The sequence below is a fragment of the Sandarakinorhabdus sp. genome (assembly GCF_987265915.1).
On sequence record NZ_OZ503948.1, the window covers coordinates 2,157,498 to 2,171,060 of the forward strand.

The 13,563-nt window shown below is 63.2% G+C and carries 16 protein-coding genes; 3 read left to right on the forward strand and 13 right to left on the reverse strand.

The features are described 5' to 3' along the window. The first annotated feature begins 83 nt into the window (after positions 1–83). Positions 84–779: a lysoplasmalogenase family protein gene (locus AC6UUM_RS10480; RefSeq protein WP_500802222.1), complete on the forward strand. Its 696-nt coding sequence runs from the start codon at positions 84–86 to the stop codon at positions 777–779. Here AC6UUM_RS10480 and gyrA read toward each other — a convergent pair. Then, positions 770–3,445, reverse strand: a complete 2,676-nt coding sequence (gene gyrA / locus AC6UUM_RS10485; RefSeq protein WP_500802223.1) for a DNA gyrase subunit A — start codon at positions 3,443–3,445, stop codon at positions 770–772. The two genes, AC6UUM_RS10480 and gyrA, sit on opposite strands and share 10 nt — an antisense overlap. Before the next feature lie 137 nt (positions 3,446–3,582). On the opposite strand from gyrA, the gene AC6UUM_RS10490 reads away from it, so the two are divergent. Together AC6UUM_RS10490 and AC6UUM_RS10495 are read left to right on the forward strand one after the other, a co-directional pair. Beyond that, complete coding sequence (locus tag AC6UUM_RS10490) at positions 3,583–4,275, forward strand: hypothetical protein (RefSeq protein ID WP_500802224.1); 693 nt, start codon at positions 3,583–3,585, stop codon at positions 4,273–4,275. After that, complete coding sequence (locus AC6UUM_RS10495) at positions 4,272–5,042, forward strand: hypothetical protein (RefSeq protein ID WP_500802225.1); 771 nt, start codon at positions 4,272–4,274, stop codon at positions 5,040–5,042. Before AC6UUM_RS10490 ends, AC6UUM_RS10495 begins: the two co-directional genes overlap by 4 nt. Before the next feature lie 3 nt (positions 5,043–5,045). Here the strand turns inward: AC6UUM_RS10495 and nuoF are convergent, their stop codons facing one another. The 12 genes from nuoF to AC6UUM_RS10555 form a co-directional block, all read right to left on the reverse strand. Beyond that, positions 5,046–6,350: an NADH-quinone oxidoreductase subunit NuoF gene (nuoF, locus tag AC6UUM_RS10500; protein ID WP_500802226.1), complete on the reverse strand. Its 1,305-nt coding sequence runs from the start codon at positions 6,348–6,350 to the stop codon at positions 5,046–5,048. Beyond that, positions 6,350–6,934, reverse strand: a complete 585-nt coding sequence (nuoE, locus tag AC6UUM_RS10505) for an NADH-quinone oxidoreductase subunit NuoE (RefSeq protein ID WP_500802227.1) — start codon at positions 6,932–6,934, stop codon at positions 6,350–6,352. The genes nuoF and nuoE overlap by 1 nt, the downstream gene beginning before the upstream one ends. Beyond that, positions 6,931–7,272: a nuclear transport factor 2 family protein gene (locus AC6UUM_RS10510; protein WP_500802228.1), complete on the reverse strand. Its 342-nt coding sequence runs from the start codon at positions 7,270–7,272 to the stop codon at positions 6,931–6,933. Before AC6UUM_RS10510 ends, nuoE begins: the two co-directional genes overlap by 4 nt. A gap of 54 nt (positions 7,273–7,326) precedes the next feature. Beyond that, positions 7,327–7,695: a nuclear transport factor 2 family protein gene (locus tag AC6UUM_RS10515; RefSeq protein WP_500802229.1), complete on the reverse strand. Its 369-nt coding sequence runs from the start codon at positions 7,693–7,695 to the stop codon at positions 7,327–7,329. Then, the gene (locus tag AC6UUM_RS10520) at positions 7,656–7,829 is read right to left on the reverse strand and encodes a hypothetical protein (protein WP_500802230.1); all 174 of its coding nucleotides are present in this window, start codon (positions 7,827–7,829) and stop codon (positions 7,656–7,658) included. The genes AC6UUM_RS10515 and AC6UUM_RS10520 overlap by 40 nt, the downstream gene beginning before the upstream one ends. Positions 7,830–7,831: 2 nt before the next feature. After that, positions 7,832–9,076: an NADH-quinone oxidoreductase subunit D gene (locus tag AC6UUM_RS10525; RefSeq protein WP_500802231.1), complete on the reverse strand. Its 1,245-nt coding sequence runs from the start codon at positions 9,074–9,076 to the stop codon at positions 7,832–7,834. Further along, entirely contained in the window at positions 9,073–9,675 is a 603-nt protein-coding gene (locus tag AC6UUM_RS10530) for an NADH-quinone oxidoreductase subunit C (RefSeq protein WP_500802232.1), read from the reverse strand. Before AC6UUM_RS10530 ends, AC6UUM_RS10525 begins: the two co-directional genes overlap by 4 nt. A gap of 48 nt (positions 9,676–9,723) precedes the next feature. Further along, positions 9,724–10,308 carry a NuoB/complex I 20 kDa subunit family protein gene (locus tag AC6UUM_RS10535; RefSeq protein WP_500802233.1) on the reverse strand — a complete coding sequence of 195 codons (585 nt, stop codon included), beginning with the start codon at positions 10,306–10,308 and terminating at the stop codon, positions 9,724–9,726. Continuing rightward, positions 10,305–10,682, reverse strand: coding sequence for an NADH-quinone oxidoreductase subunit A (ndhC, locus tag AC6UUM_RS10540; protein ID WP_353199888.1), 378 nt, complete (start codon positions 10,680–10,682; stop codon positions 10,305–10,307). Before ndhC ends, AC6UUM_RS10535 begins: the two co-directional genes overlap by 4 nt. Positions 10,683–10,796: 114 nt before the next feature. Next, positions 10,797–11,594 carry an inositol monophosphatase family protein gene (locus AC6UUM_RS10545; RefSeq protein WP_500802234.1) on the reverse strand — a complete coding sequence of 266 codons (798 nt, stop codon included), beginning with the start codon at positions 11,592–11,594 and terminating at the stop codon, positions 10,797–10,799. Between the two features lie 194 nt (positions 11,595–11,788). Beyond that, complete coding sequence (gene thiE, locus AC6UUM_RS10550) at positions 11,789–12,472, reverse strand: thiamine phosphate synthase (protein WP_500802235.1); 684 nt, start codon at positions 12,470–12,472, stop codon at positions 11,789–11,791. A gap of 167 nt (positions 12,473–12,639) precedes the next feature. Further along, positions 12,640–13,554 (reverse strand): class I fructose-bisphosphate aldolase, encoded by a 915-nt coding sequence (locus AC6UUM_RS10555; RefSeq protein WP_500802236.1) that lies wholly within the window; start codon positions 13,552–13,554, stop codon positions 12,640–12,642. Positions 13,555–13,563 lie beyond the last annotated feature (9 nt).

Below are 13,563 nucleotides of genomic sequence, written 5' to 3' on the forward strand. Positions count from 1 at the left end.
GCCTTATGGTCGCCAACATGAACAAAGCGTGAGTCTGGCCACTTGGCCTTGCCGGCGCGGCCGGTTGCGGCAATTATGAGGCCATGGTTTCCATGATTGCCCGCTTGCCGCTTGCCGGCCTGCCACTGCGCTTTCTGCTGCTGGTTGGCGCTGCGCTGGCGGCGGGGCTGGCCTATCTGCTGCTCGCCCCCCTGATCGATGGCGCGGCCGACGTGGCACTGAAAGGCAGCGGCGCCGCATTGCTGGCGCTGGCGGCGCTGCAATTGCCGGTGCGCGGCGCCGGCAAGCTGGCGCTGGTGATGGTGCTGGGCGCGGCCGGCGATGTGCTGCTCGAATTGCCGGGAATGTTCATGGCTGGGGGAGCCAGCTTTGCCGCCGGGCATGTCGCAGCGATCCTGTTCTACGCGCAGCATCGCCGCCAGACGGCGCCGTCCGATCGGATCATTGCCGCGCTGTTGATCCTCTATGGCCTGGCCATGCCGCCGCTGCTCACCGCCGATGGCCTGCCGGTGGGCTTTGCCATGGTCTATGCCGTGCTGCTGTGCGGCATGGCGGCCAGCCTGTGGCTCAGCCGTTTCCCGCGGCTGGCGGCGCTGGGCGGGCTGTTGTTCGTGCTGTCGGATACGGTGCTGGTGCTGCGTATGGGCGGCAGGCAACTGCTGGGGCCGGCGCTGGACGGCGCGCTGGTATGGATCAGCTATTTCGGCGGCCAGTGGCTGATCACGCTGGGCGTGGCGCGCGGCCTGCTCGGCCGCGCGGCACATCCGGATCAGGCCTGATCGGCCACTACCGCATCCTCACCATCCGGCGGAATCAACGCCGCCGACACGACATGCTCATCATCGGCCACCTTGAACAGGGTCACCCCCTGCGCGGCGCGGCCCATGATGCGAATCTCCGCCGCGCGAATGCGGATCAGCTTGGCCTGATCGGTCACCAGCAGCACATCATCATCATCATGCGCGGTGAAGCTGGCCACCACATCGCCGTTGCGGTCGCTTTCGGCGATGTTGCGGATGCCCTGCCCGCCGCGGCCGGATTGGCGATATTCATAGGCACTGCTGCGCTTGCCGAAACCATTGGCGGTGATGGTCAGGATGAACTGTTCGGCCGCCGCAAACTGGCCCATGCGCAGTTCCGAAAGCACGCGCTCGTTCGGTTCGCTCTTCCACGCCGCGGCCTTCAGATAATCCTCGCGCTCCTCCGTGCTGGCTTCAAAGCCCTTCAGCACCGCCATCGACACAACCTCGTCGCCGGCGCCCAATGTCATGCCGCGCACACCGGTTGAGGTGCGCGACACGAATTCGCGCACATCATCGACGGCAAAGCGGATCGCCTTGCCGCTCTTGGCGGCCAGGAACACATCGTCGGCCACATCGCACAGCGCCACACCGATCAGGCGATCATCATCGCCCTCTTCAAAACGGATGGCCAGCTTGCCCGCCGTCGGCACGTTGGTGAAGGCATCCATGGCGTTGCGGCGCACGCTGCCATTGGCGGTGGCGAACATCACGTGCAACTTGCCCCACTCGGTCTCGTCCTCCGGCAGCGGCAGCACGGTGGTGATCGTCTCGCCGGCAGCGAGCGGCAGCAGATTGTTCAGCGGGCGGCCCTTGGCCTGGGGGCTGCCCTGCGGCAGGCGCCAGACCTTCAGGCGATAGACTTTGCCGGCGGAACTGAAAAACAGCACCGGATTGTGGGTGGAGGTGACGAACAGGGCAGTCACCGCATCCTCATCCTTGGTGGACATGGCGTTGCGGCCCTTGCCGCCGCGCCCTTGCGCACGATATTCGGCCAGCGCCACGCGCTTGATCCAGCCCGACATGGTGACGGTGACCACCATTTCCTCGCGCTCGATCAGATCCTCGTCGTCGATATCATCGCCGGCCATCACGATTTCGGTGCGGCGCTTCGATTGGAAATCATTGGAAACGTCGTCGAGTTCGGCGCGCAGCACGCTGCGCAGCCGGGCACGATCGGTGAGGATATCGAGCAGATCGGCAATCACCGCGGCCAGTTCCTGCAACTCGCTGCCGATCTCGTCGCGGCCCAACGCGGTGAGTTTCTGCAACCGCAGATCGAGAATGGCGCGCACCTGCAATTCGGTCAGGCGGATGGTCGGCGCATCGACATCGACGGTGCCGGCCTCCACCAGCGCCAGATAGGGGCGGATATCGGCGGCATCCCAATCACGCGCCATCAAGGCTTCGCGCGCGTCGGCCGGGCTGGCGGAGCCGCGGATGATGCGCACGACTTCATCAAGATTGGCCACCGCAATGACCAGACCGATCAACAGATGCGCCCGGTCGCGCGCCTTGGCCAGATCATGCTTCGAACGCCGGGTGATGACCACTTCGCGGAAATCCACGAACGCCGCGATGATATCCTTAAGGCCCAGCAATTCCGGGCGGCCGCCACGGATGGCCAGCATGTTGATGGCAAAGCTCTGTTGCGCCGGCGTGAAGCGCCACAACTGGTTGAGCACCACCTCCACCGTCGCGTCGCGCTTCAGCTCCATCACGATGCGCACGCCTTCGCGATTGCTTTCATCGCGCAGGTCCGAAACGCCTTCTATGCGCTTGTCCTTCACCGCCTCGGCGATCTTTTCCACCAGCGCGTTCTTGCCCTGCTGGAACGGAATTTCGGTCAGGATGATGGCGCGCTTGTCGCCGCGGCTTTCCTCGACGACATGGCGCGAGCGCACGCGGATGCTGCCGCGCCCGGTTTCATAGGCCTGGCGCAGCTGCGAGGTGCCCAATATCAGGCCGCCAGTGGGGAAATCCGGCGCCGGCACATGCGCCATCAGGCCTTCGACGCTGATCAAGGGATCATCGAGATAGGCGCGCACCGCATCAATGACTTCGTTCAGATTGTGTGGCGGGATATTGGTCGCCATGCCGACGGCGATGCCGCTGCCGCCATTGACCAGCAGGTTCGGAAAGCGCGCCGGCAGCACCGACGGTTCGGATTCCGAGCCGTCATAGTTGGGGATGAAATCGACCGTATCCTTCTCGATATCAGTCAGCAGTGCTTCGGCAGATTTGGCCAGCCGCGCTTCGGTGTAGCGCATGGCGGCGGCGGCATCCGGGTCCATCGATCCGAAATTGCCCTGCCCGTCGATCAGCGGCAGCCGCATCGACCAATCCTGGGCCATGCGCACCAACGCTTCATAAATCGCGCTGTCGCCGTGCGGGTGGTACTTACCCATCACGTCACCGACAATGCGCGCCGATTTGCGATAGGGTTTGCCGGGCGTGAAGCCGTTTTCGTAACTGCCCCACAGGATGCGGCGGTGCACGGGTTTCAGGCCATCGCGCACATCCGGCAAGGCGCGCGCGACGATGACCGACATGGCATAATCAAGAAAGCTCGTCCGCATCTCCGCAACGATGGAGATCGGCTGGATATCGGGAGCGCCGGTGGGGGGCGGAGTGGTTGTTTCCATTGGCTTTTATTGGCCCGACAAACTGTGTTGCAAACGTATGACCGGATTAGGCGAAAGTGCGGCAAGATGCCAGCGCAAAGGGATTGCCAGCGACGGCGCTTCACCATAAGTTTTGGCCAGGGTCGAATGGAGGTTTCATGGCGAGACACACCGCGACGGCCCTTATCTTCACATTGTTGGCGCTCGCAGCGCCGCTGCGGGCGCAACCCGCCTCACCCGGCGACAGGATGGATCGGATGGCGGCGCGGCTGCCGTCCGATCCCAGCAAGGTGACCGTGACCGATTCGATGCGGATCATGGACCAATTCGGCCAATGCCTGGTCGGCATGCGGGCGCGGCTGGCAGATGTCTATGCCGGCCCCTACCCCCGCCCGATCACCGTCGAGCGCGCCCAGAACGAGGAAGGCATTTTCGGCTGCATGCAATTGTCGCGCGTCAGCAATGGCATGCGCGTGCAGTTCAATTTCGAACATGTGCGCGGCGCCGTGTACAAGGCTCGTTACCGCCAGCGCCACCGCACCAGGCAGCCCGGCTATGCTGCCAGCCCGATCGACTGGACCCCGATCACCGTCGGGATGGATAATGACATGGCGCGGCGGTTCGTCATCATCCAGAAGGTCGCCGAATGTGCGCTGGCCGCTGCGCCGGCGCCTGCGCACGAGCTGGTGATGGCGGACTATGGCTCCGATCCGCACAAGGCGGCCTTTGCCGCGCTGGCCCCGGTGATCGGCAACTGCCTGCCCGAAGGCCTGACGCTGGAACTGCCGCGCCCCGCGCTGGCGGGGGCGTTGGCCGAAGTGGCCTATCGCAAGGCTTCTTCAAATCCATGACAAACCTTGACCAGATCAGCACGGCTGGTTTTCGTCCGCGTGACCTGGCGTTCCGGGTGCGCATGGCCAAGGTGGGACTCTTCTGCGTCGCTTTGGCGTTCGCGATAGCTGCGTTCGGACAAGAGGTGCCGAAAGGATCGCGCATCATCAGCCCCGCGGCTGTAGTAGAGGAAAGGCCGCGCGGTGTGGACCCACGCCTCTATTCGCGGCAAGTTTTGGAGGAATTTGCAAAATGTTTGGTGATCAGCCGCCGGCGTGACGTGGAAAAAATACTGGCGGCGCCTTCAATTGGTCCAGACAGCGCAAATTGGTCGAAAGACTTGAACCTGGATGCATGCCTGTCTCCTGCCTTCGAGGGATATGTGTCGCTGAAACTTGAGCCTGCCCTGCTGCGAGGCGCTGTTTTCAAGATACTCTATGCGCGCGATCGCCGCGATCCGCCGCGTGCCAATACTGGCACACAGACGGTATTTACGCAGCCCGATTGGGCAGCCGATGTGGCGACGGCCAACGCAGCCCCTGCTGACACCAACGTCTATATTGTCATGCGCAAATTTGCGACCTGCATTGCACTTGCCAAACCAGCCGCTGTGCATGCGTTGTTGTTGGCCAAAGCCGGCGAGAAGAAAGAAGACGCCGCCTTTGCCAACATTACGCCGGCAGTTTCCGGTTGCGTGCCTGATGGCCAGAAGCTGACAATCAGCAAGAATATCTTGGTCGGCCTGCTGGCCGAAACTGCTTATCGCATCAGAGCGACCGAGCCCTGAGGCCTACTCCGCCGCGATGGCCTGCGGCACCTGCACAAATCCCTTGCGCTTCGCGATCCGCGCTTCAATCTCCGGGCGGAAATGCCGGATCAGCCCCTGGATCGGCCAGGCCGCCGCATCGCCCAGCGCACAGATGGTGTGGCCTTCCACCTGCAGGGTCACATCCAGCAGCATGTCGATCTCGTGCGGTTCGGCATCACCCGTCACCAGCCGTTCCATCACCCGCCACATCCAGCCGGTGCCTTCGCGGCACGGCGTGCACTGGCCGCAGCTTTCGTGCTTGTAGAAATAGCTCAGCCGGGCAATGGCGCGCACGATATCGGTGCTCTTGTCCATCACGATCACCGCGGCAGTGCCCAGGCCGGATTTCAGGTCGCGCAGACCGTCGAAATCCATCGGCGCCTCGATGATCTGGTGCGCCGGCACCAATGGCACCGATGATCCGCCGGGGATGACGGCCAACAGATTATCCCACCCGCCGCGGATGCCGCCGCAATGCGTGTCGATCAGCTCGCGGAACGGCAGGCCCATCGCCTCTTCCACCACGCAGGGCTTGTTCACATGGCCGCTGATCTGGAACAGCTTGGTGCCTTCGTTCTTCGGGCGGCCGATGCCAGCGAACCATGATGGCCCGCGCCGCAAGATGGTCGGCACCACCGCGATGGATTCCACATTGTTCACCGTCGTCGGGTTACCATAGAGGCCGGCGCCGGCCGGGAACGGCGGCTTCAGACGCGGCTGGCCCTTCTTGCCTTCCAGGCTTTCGATCATCGCGGTTTCTTCGCCGCAGATGTACGCGCCAGCGCCGCGGTGCACGATCACATCGAAATCATAGCCGGTGCCGCAGGCGTTCTTGCCGATCAGGCCGGCGGCATAGGCCTCCTGCACGGCCGCCATCAGCACCTTGGCCTCGGCAATATATTCGCCGCGGATATAGATGAAAGCAGCGCTGGCGCGCATGGCGAAGCCGGCGATCAGCGCGCCTTCGATCAACTTGTGCGGATCATGGCGGATGATCTCGCGATCCTTGCAACTGCCGGGCTCGCTTTCGTCAGCATTCACCACCAGGTACGACGGCCGATCGGCGTTCGGTGTCTTGGGCATGAAGCTCCACTTCAAGCCCGTCGGGAAGCCGGCGCCGCCCCGCCCGCGCAGGCCGCTGGCCTTGATGGCATCGATCAACCCATCGGGGCCGACGCTCATCAGATCCTTGGTGTCCGCCCAATCCCCGCGCGTGCGTGCCGCCGCAAGGTTCCACGGCTGGAAGCCATAGAGATTGGTGAAAATGCGATCCTTTTCGGCCAGCATCACACCATCTCCCTCAAGCTCGTCGGGCCACCTTCAGGGCAGGATGCAGTGCGGCCGATCTGGCTGCCCGGCGTCGGCGTTTCGCCGCGCGCCAGCGCCTCCAGCAGGCCGCGCATCGCATCATAGCTCAGGTCTTCATAATTATGATCGTTGATCTGCACCATCGGCGCATTGGCGCAGGCGCCCAGGCACTCGACTTCGGTCAGCGTGAACAGGCCATCGGGCGTGGTGGCGCCCTTGGCCATCCCCATGTCCTTGCAGGCGCGGATCAGATCATCGCTGCCGCGCAGCATGCACGGCGTGGTGCCGCACACCTGCACATGGAAACGGCCGACGGGCTTCAGATTGTACATCGTGTAGAAACTGGCGACTTCATAGACGCGGATATAGGGCAGGCCCACCTGACGCGCCACAAATTCGATCACCGGCACCGGCAGCCAGGCAATGCCCGTGGTCTCGCGCACCTGATATTGCGCCAGCCACAACAAGGGCATGACCGCACTGGCCTGCCGGCCTTGTGGATAGAGCGCGATCAGCCGCGCCGCCTCAACAGCATTGTCTGGCGTCCAGCCAAAATCACTCACCCGATATACTCCACACGGCTGCACAAGCCCGCTTCGAAGCTGAAGATGCTGACCCGCAACCGGTATGATCCCGAATTCATCCAGACGTTCTCGCTCAGCACGACACACCCAGGAATCCAATCTGCCAGCCATTCCTTGTGCGTGATCTCGATGCGCGTTTGCGGCCATTGGGCAAAGAGTTGCGACAGATATTGCCGCACAGCCTCACGGCCCTTGCGCATTTCCTGGCCAGGATAATTTGCCTCGACGGCGCTATCGGTCAGCAATGCCGCATAGGCATCCGCATCATGCGCGTTGTAATGCGCAATCAACGCCTCGGCGATTTCAGGATTTCCCATGGATCCATATCCCCGCAACAACGTCGATCGTGTCAATGATCGCCAACGGCGCGCTCACCGGATGAACTCCACACGGCTGCACAGGTCGCCTTCGAAACTGTAAACACTCATCACTTCAAATGGCTCACCGGCTGACGTGCGCCACACCTTCTCGTGCAGCACCGCGAACGCCCCCAGTTCATACCCCGTGATGATTTCGGCGCGGTTTTCGGGGAACTGGGCAAACATCGCCTTCAGCCCTGAACGCACACCCTCTTTCCCATCGCGCAGCACGGCGCCGCGATAGCCGGCCTCCACCGCATCATCGGTCATCAGCGCCACATAGGCGTCCGCATCCTGCGCGTTGTAATGCGCGATCATGGCGGTCGCGATGGCCAGCTTGCTCACGGTCGCCACGCCCTGGCCTGCCAGTTCACGAACCATGCCACCCACACCATGCTCGCCCCGGCGACGATCGGCATGCCGGCGCCTTCGCCCCAGATTTGCGCCGCGGCAAAGCCGGCCCCGGCGATCACCGCCGCGCCCACTAGCGCCAGCGTCTTGGGATATTGTGACATGCTCATCGATCCACCTCTCCAAACACGATGTCCAGCGAGCCCAGGATCGCCGGCGCATCGGCAAGCATATGCCCTTTGCACAGGAAATCCATGGCCTGCAGATGCGCCATGCCGGTCGCCCGCACATGGCAGCGCCACGGCTTGTTGGTGCCATCGGCGACCATGTAAATGCCGAATTCGCCCTTGGGGCTTTCGGTGGCGACATAGGCATCGCCGGCCGGCACGTGCAGACCTTCGGTGTAGAGCTTGAAATGATGGATCAAGGCTTCCATCGACCGCTTCATTTCACCCCGCGATGGCGGCGCCACCTTGCGGTTGCTGGTGATATGGGCGCCGGCCGGCAGATCGCGCAGGCATTGCCGGATGATCTTCACGCTTTCGCGCATTTCCTGCATCCGCACCATGAAGCGCGCATAGCAATCGCCATCGGTAGAGACCGGCACGTCGAAATCGACCAGATGATAGGCATCATAGGGCTGGCTCTTGCGCAAATCCCAGGCAACGCCGCTGGCGCGGATGCACGGGCCGGTGAAGCCCCAGGCAATCGCGTCTTCCTTGGAAATCACCCCGATATCGACATTGCGCTGCTTGAAGATGCGGTTGTCGGCCACCAGGCCCTGCATCTCGTCCAGCACCTTGAAGAAACCGTCGCACCAATCGGAAACATCCTGCACCAACCCATCGGGAAGATCCTGGTGCACGCCGCCGGGGCGGAACCAGGCCGCATGGAAACGCGCGCCTGATACCCGCTCATAGAACTGCATCAGTTTCTCGCGTTCCTCGAACAGCCACAGGATCGGCGTCATCGCGCCCACGTCCATCGCATGGGTGGTGGTGTTCAGGATGTGATTGAGAATGCGCGTGATTTCGGCAAACATCGTGCGCAGATATTTGGCGCGCATCGGCACCTCGATGCCAGCCAATTTCTCGATGGCCAGCACATAGCTGTGCTCCATGCACATCGGCGAGACATAATCGAGGCGGTCCATATAGGGCAGCGCCTGCAGATAGGTCTTGTATTCGATCAGTTTCTCGGTGCCGCGATGCAGCAGGCCGATATGGGGATCGCAGCGTTCGATGATCTCGCCATCCAGCTCCATCACCAGCCGCAGCACGCCGTGTGCCGCCGGGTGCTGCGGGCCGAAATTGATCATGTAATTCTGGATGTCGTTGCCATCCTTCGCAGGCAGCACATCAATTGTGTCCTGCGCCGTCCAGGCGGCGCCGGCATTGCCCAAACTGGTCATGGCTTGATCGCCTTCTCGTCGCCCGGCAGCACATAATCCGTGCCCTCCCAGGGGGAGAGAAAATCAAAGCTGCGGAAATCCTGTGCCAGCCGCACCGGTTCATACACCACGCGCTTATGCTCTTCCGACCAGCGCAGCTCGACATGGCCGGTCAGCGGGAAATCCTTGCGGAACGGATGGCCCTCGAACCCATAGTCGGTGAGGATGCGCCGCATATCGGGGTTGCCGGCGAACATCACGCCATAACAGTCCCAGGTCTCGCGTTCATACCAGCCGGCGTTGGGAAACAGGCCGGTCAGCGTCGGCACGGGCGCCGTACCATCGGTGCTGCACTTCACCCGCAGCCGCAAATTGTGCGCCATCGACAGCAGATGCACCACCACCTCGAAGCGTTCGACGCGATCCGGATAATCGGCGGCGCAGATATCGATCAACTGGTTCAGCTTCAGATCGGGCGCGTCACGCAGCGCCTTGACCGCGTCCACCAACGCATCGCGTTGCACCACCACGGTCGTTTCGCCAACGTGGGTTTCGCAAGTCACCAGCGCCGGGCCCAGCAATTCGCCGAGTCGCGCCGTCAGCCCATCGTGGCTGGCCATCACCGGCCAGCTGTGCCGGCCCAATTCAGGAGCAACAAATCCCATCGCTCAACGCTCGAACACGCCGACGCGGCGGATCTTCCGCTGCAGGGCGAGAATGCCATAGAGCAGCGCCTCAGCGGTCGGCGGGCAGCCCGGAACATAGATATCGACCGGCACGATGCGATCACAGCCGCGCACCACCGAGTAACTATAATGATAATAGCCGCCGCCATTGGCGCAGCTGCCCATGGAAATCACATAGCGCGGCTCGGCCATCTGATCATACACCCGGCGCAGCGCCGGGGCCATCTTGTTGCACAATGTGCCTGCGACGATCATCACGTCCGACTGACGTGGCGAGGCGCGCGGCGCGACACCGAAGCGTTCCAGATCATAACGCGGCATGTTGGTGTGCATCATCTCGACCGCGCAGCATGCGAGACCGAACGTCATCCACCACATCGAACCGGTGCGCGCCCAGTGGAACAGATCTTCGGTGGAGGTGAGCAAAAAGCCCTTTTCGGCAACTTCGGCCGACACATCGCCCAGGAACGCATCGCGGTTGCCTTCGGGCAAGGCAATCGCGCCGCCGTTGTTGAGCAGCGTTACGGCGCTGCCGCCCGGCACAAGCAATTCCTTGTTTTCGGTCATTCCCACTCCAGGGCTCCCACCTTCCAGGCGTAGACCAGACCGATGGCCAGTTCGCCCAGAAATTCCATCATCGCCCACCAGGCCGATTCGCCGCCCCAATGCAGACTGACCGCCCAGGGAAACAGGAAGGCCGCCTCCAGATCGAAGACGATGAACAGGATGGCGACGAGGTAAAATTGCACATCGAACTTGGTGCGCGCGTCGGAAAAGGCCGGAAAGCCGCTTTCATACTCCGACAATTTCACCGCTTCCGGCTTGGCCGTGCCGATCAGCGCCGAAACGGCGATGGGCGCACTGACAAAGATCAACGCGAAGGCGATGCCAACCACGAAGAACAGCAGCACGGGCAGATATTGTGACGCAATGGCCGACATGGCCGATACCCTATCTGTTGCAGTGCGTGGGTGTTAGCCGCCCTGCCCGGCCCCCGCAACCCGCACAAATCCCGCACCGCAACATTTTGGGAGGATTAAAGATGTGGCAGCAGCTCAGCGCAACGCGCCGGCGACCAATTTGTGCAGCTTCGATTGGATATTGGCATTCCCCACGACGATCTCCGCGCGGCTGACCATGTCCTGTCCCCCGCGGAAATCACTGACGAATCCGCCGGCTTCCCGCACCAGCAGCATGCCCGCCGCGATATCCCAGTGCGACAGGCCGGTTTCCCAGAAGCCATCGAAGCGCCCCGCTGCAACCCATGCCAGATCGAGCGCCGCCGCGCCAAAGCGGCGAACGCCGGCGACTTCCGGGATCACCGCGTTCAGAATGTTGGAAAATTGCGCGCGGTTGCCATGGCCCTGATAGGGAATGCCGGTGGCGATCAGGCAATCGTTCATCTCGCGCCGGCCCGACACGCGCAGCCGCCGATCGCTGAGCCAGGCGCCGCGGCCCTTTTCGGCCCAAAAACTTTCACCGGTCAGCGGCTGGTGCACCAGGCCGGCGGTCACCTCGCCATCAATTTCGGCGGCGATACTGATGGCAAAATGCGGGATGCCGTGCAGGAAATTGCTGGTGCCATCCAACGGATCGACAATCCAGCGGCAGCGTTCATCCTCGCCAACGATTGTCCCGCCTTCTTCCAGCAACAGCCCCCAATCTGGCCGGGCATGGCGCAGGATTTCCACCACCGCTTCCTCGGCGGCGCGATCGGCGTTGGACACGAAATCCGCCGGCCCCTTGCGGCTGACCTGCAAGGCATCGACCTCACCGAAATCCCGCCGCAACTTCGGCGCCGCCTTGCGCGCAGCCTTTTCCATGACGGTGATCAGCGATGAATGGGCAACCATGGGATATCCTTCGGCCCGGTGGGCGCGCGATTAGGGAACAGCGGTGGAAAGAGCGGGCTGCGACTTAGCGGATGGAGTGGGTGGGGGCAAGAAAAGACCCACCCCCAACCCCTCTTGGCTGCGGTAGGGGAGCAGAAGAGGCAAGCGCTAACGACTCCCCTCCCGCTTGCGGGAGGGGCTGGGGGTGGGAAAACCTACCAGCCCAGCACGTCCCCAAACGCCGCCACGCCCGCACCCGGCCCGCCTTCATGATCCCACACCGCCCGCACCACAGCGATGAAATCGGCCCCGGCTGCCACCAGCGGCGCCGCATTGTGCGGGAAGATCCCGCCGATGGCGACGCATGGCAGCTGCGACAGCGTGGTCCACCAACCGAGGATTTCCGGGTGTGGCCGGTAATGGCTGGGCTTGGTGGTGGTGTCGTAAAACGCCCCGAACGCCACATAATCGGCGCCGTCCTCGCCGGCTTCCATGGCGAGGTGGCGGCTGTCGTGGCAGGTGCGCCCGATCTGCGCCTCGCGGCCGAGCAGCGCGCGCGCATCGGCGATGCTGCCATCGCCCTGCCCCAGATGCACGCCATCCGCCCCGGCCTGCTTGGCCAGATCGGCGCGATCATTCAGGAGGAAGGCCACGTCCGCGGTCTGGCAAATCGGCAGCAACGCCTCAGAAGCGCGCAGGATCTCCTCGTCGCCGACGTCCTTCAACCGCAACTGGAACGCCGCCACGGGACCAGCGCCCAACGCCGCCTTCAGGGCCTCGCCAAACGCCGGAATTTCGATTCGCGGCGGCGAGACCACATAGAGTTGGCACGCCGGCCGCCGCTCGCGATCGAACCGGTCGGCAAAGTCTTCGGGCAAAGGGATGAGGTCATCCGTCATTCAAGGCTTCCCGTTGGGCGGTTGATGAACGGCCTGTCCACCAAACAACCAGTCATGCTGGCGCAGGCCAGCATCCATTTCGCCGCTGGGGCCCCGCTGCTCGGCGGATGCTGGCCTGCGCCAGCATGACGGGGCCCGCGGGGAACACGGGCCCATGACTTGCAAGCTCACACCTTGCCCAGATAGATGTCCACGATCTTGTCGAGCATCGCCAGTGCCTCGGCGCGCGGGCGCTGGAAGGTGTTGCGGCCGATGATGCTGCCGTTGCCGCCGCCGTCGCGGATGGCCAGCGCGTCTTCATACACCGCGTCCGCACCCTTGGTCGCGCCGCCGGAGAACACCACCAGGCGGCGGCCGTTCAGGCAGGATTTCACCACATGCGACACGCGCGACGACAGCGCGCTGAAATCATGGCCCTCATAGGCCTTCTTCGCATCCTTCTGCTCGATATGCGCGGTGGGCAGCTTCACCTTGATGATGTGCGCCCCCAGCAGCGCCGCCATGTGCGCGGCATAGGCACCCACATCCAGCGCCAACTCACCGTCCTTGGTCAGCATGCCGCCACGCGGATAGCTCCACAACACGGTGGCCAGGCCGACCGACTTGGCTTCGGCGGCCAGTTCGCGGAATTCCTCCATCATGTCGAACACATCATCGGCGCCCGGATAGATGGTGAAGCCGATGGCCGAGCAGCCCAGCCGCAGCGCATCATCGACACCGCCGGTGACAGCCTGATTGATGCCGGTGGCCCAGCTGTTGCTGCTGTTCACCTTCAGGATGGTCGGGATCTGCCCGGCGAATGTGTCCGCCCCGGCCTCCAGCATGCCCAGCGGCGCGGCATAGGCCGACAGGCCGGCATCGATGGCCAGCTGATAATGGTAATGCGGATCATAGGCTTCCGGATTGGGCGCAAAGCTGCGCGCCGGGCCATGTTCAAAGCCCTGATCGACGGGCAGGATCACCAGCTTGCCGGTGCCGCCCAGCCGGCCCTGCAACAGGATGCGCGCCAGATTGGCCTTGGTGCCGGGATTGTCGCTTTCGTAATTGGCGAGGATCCCCTTGACGGTAGGTGTGATCGACATGTTCTGCCC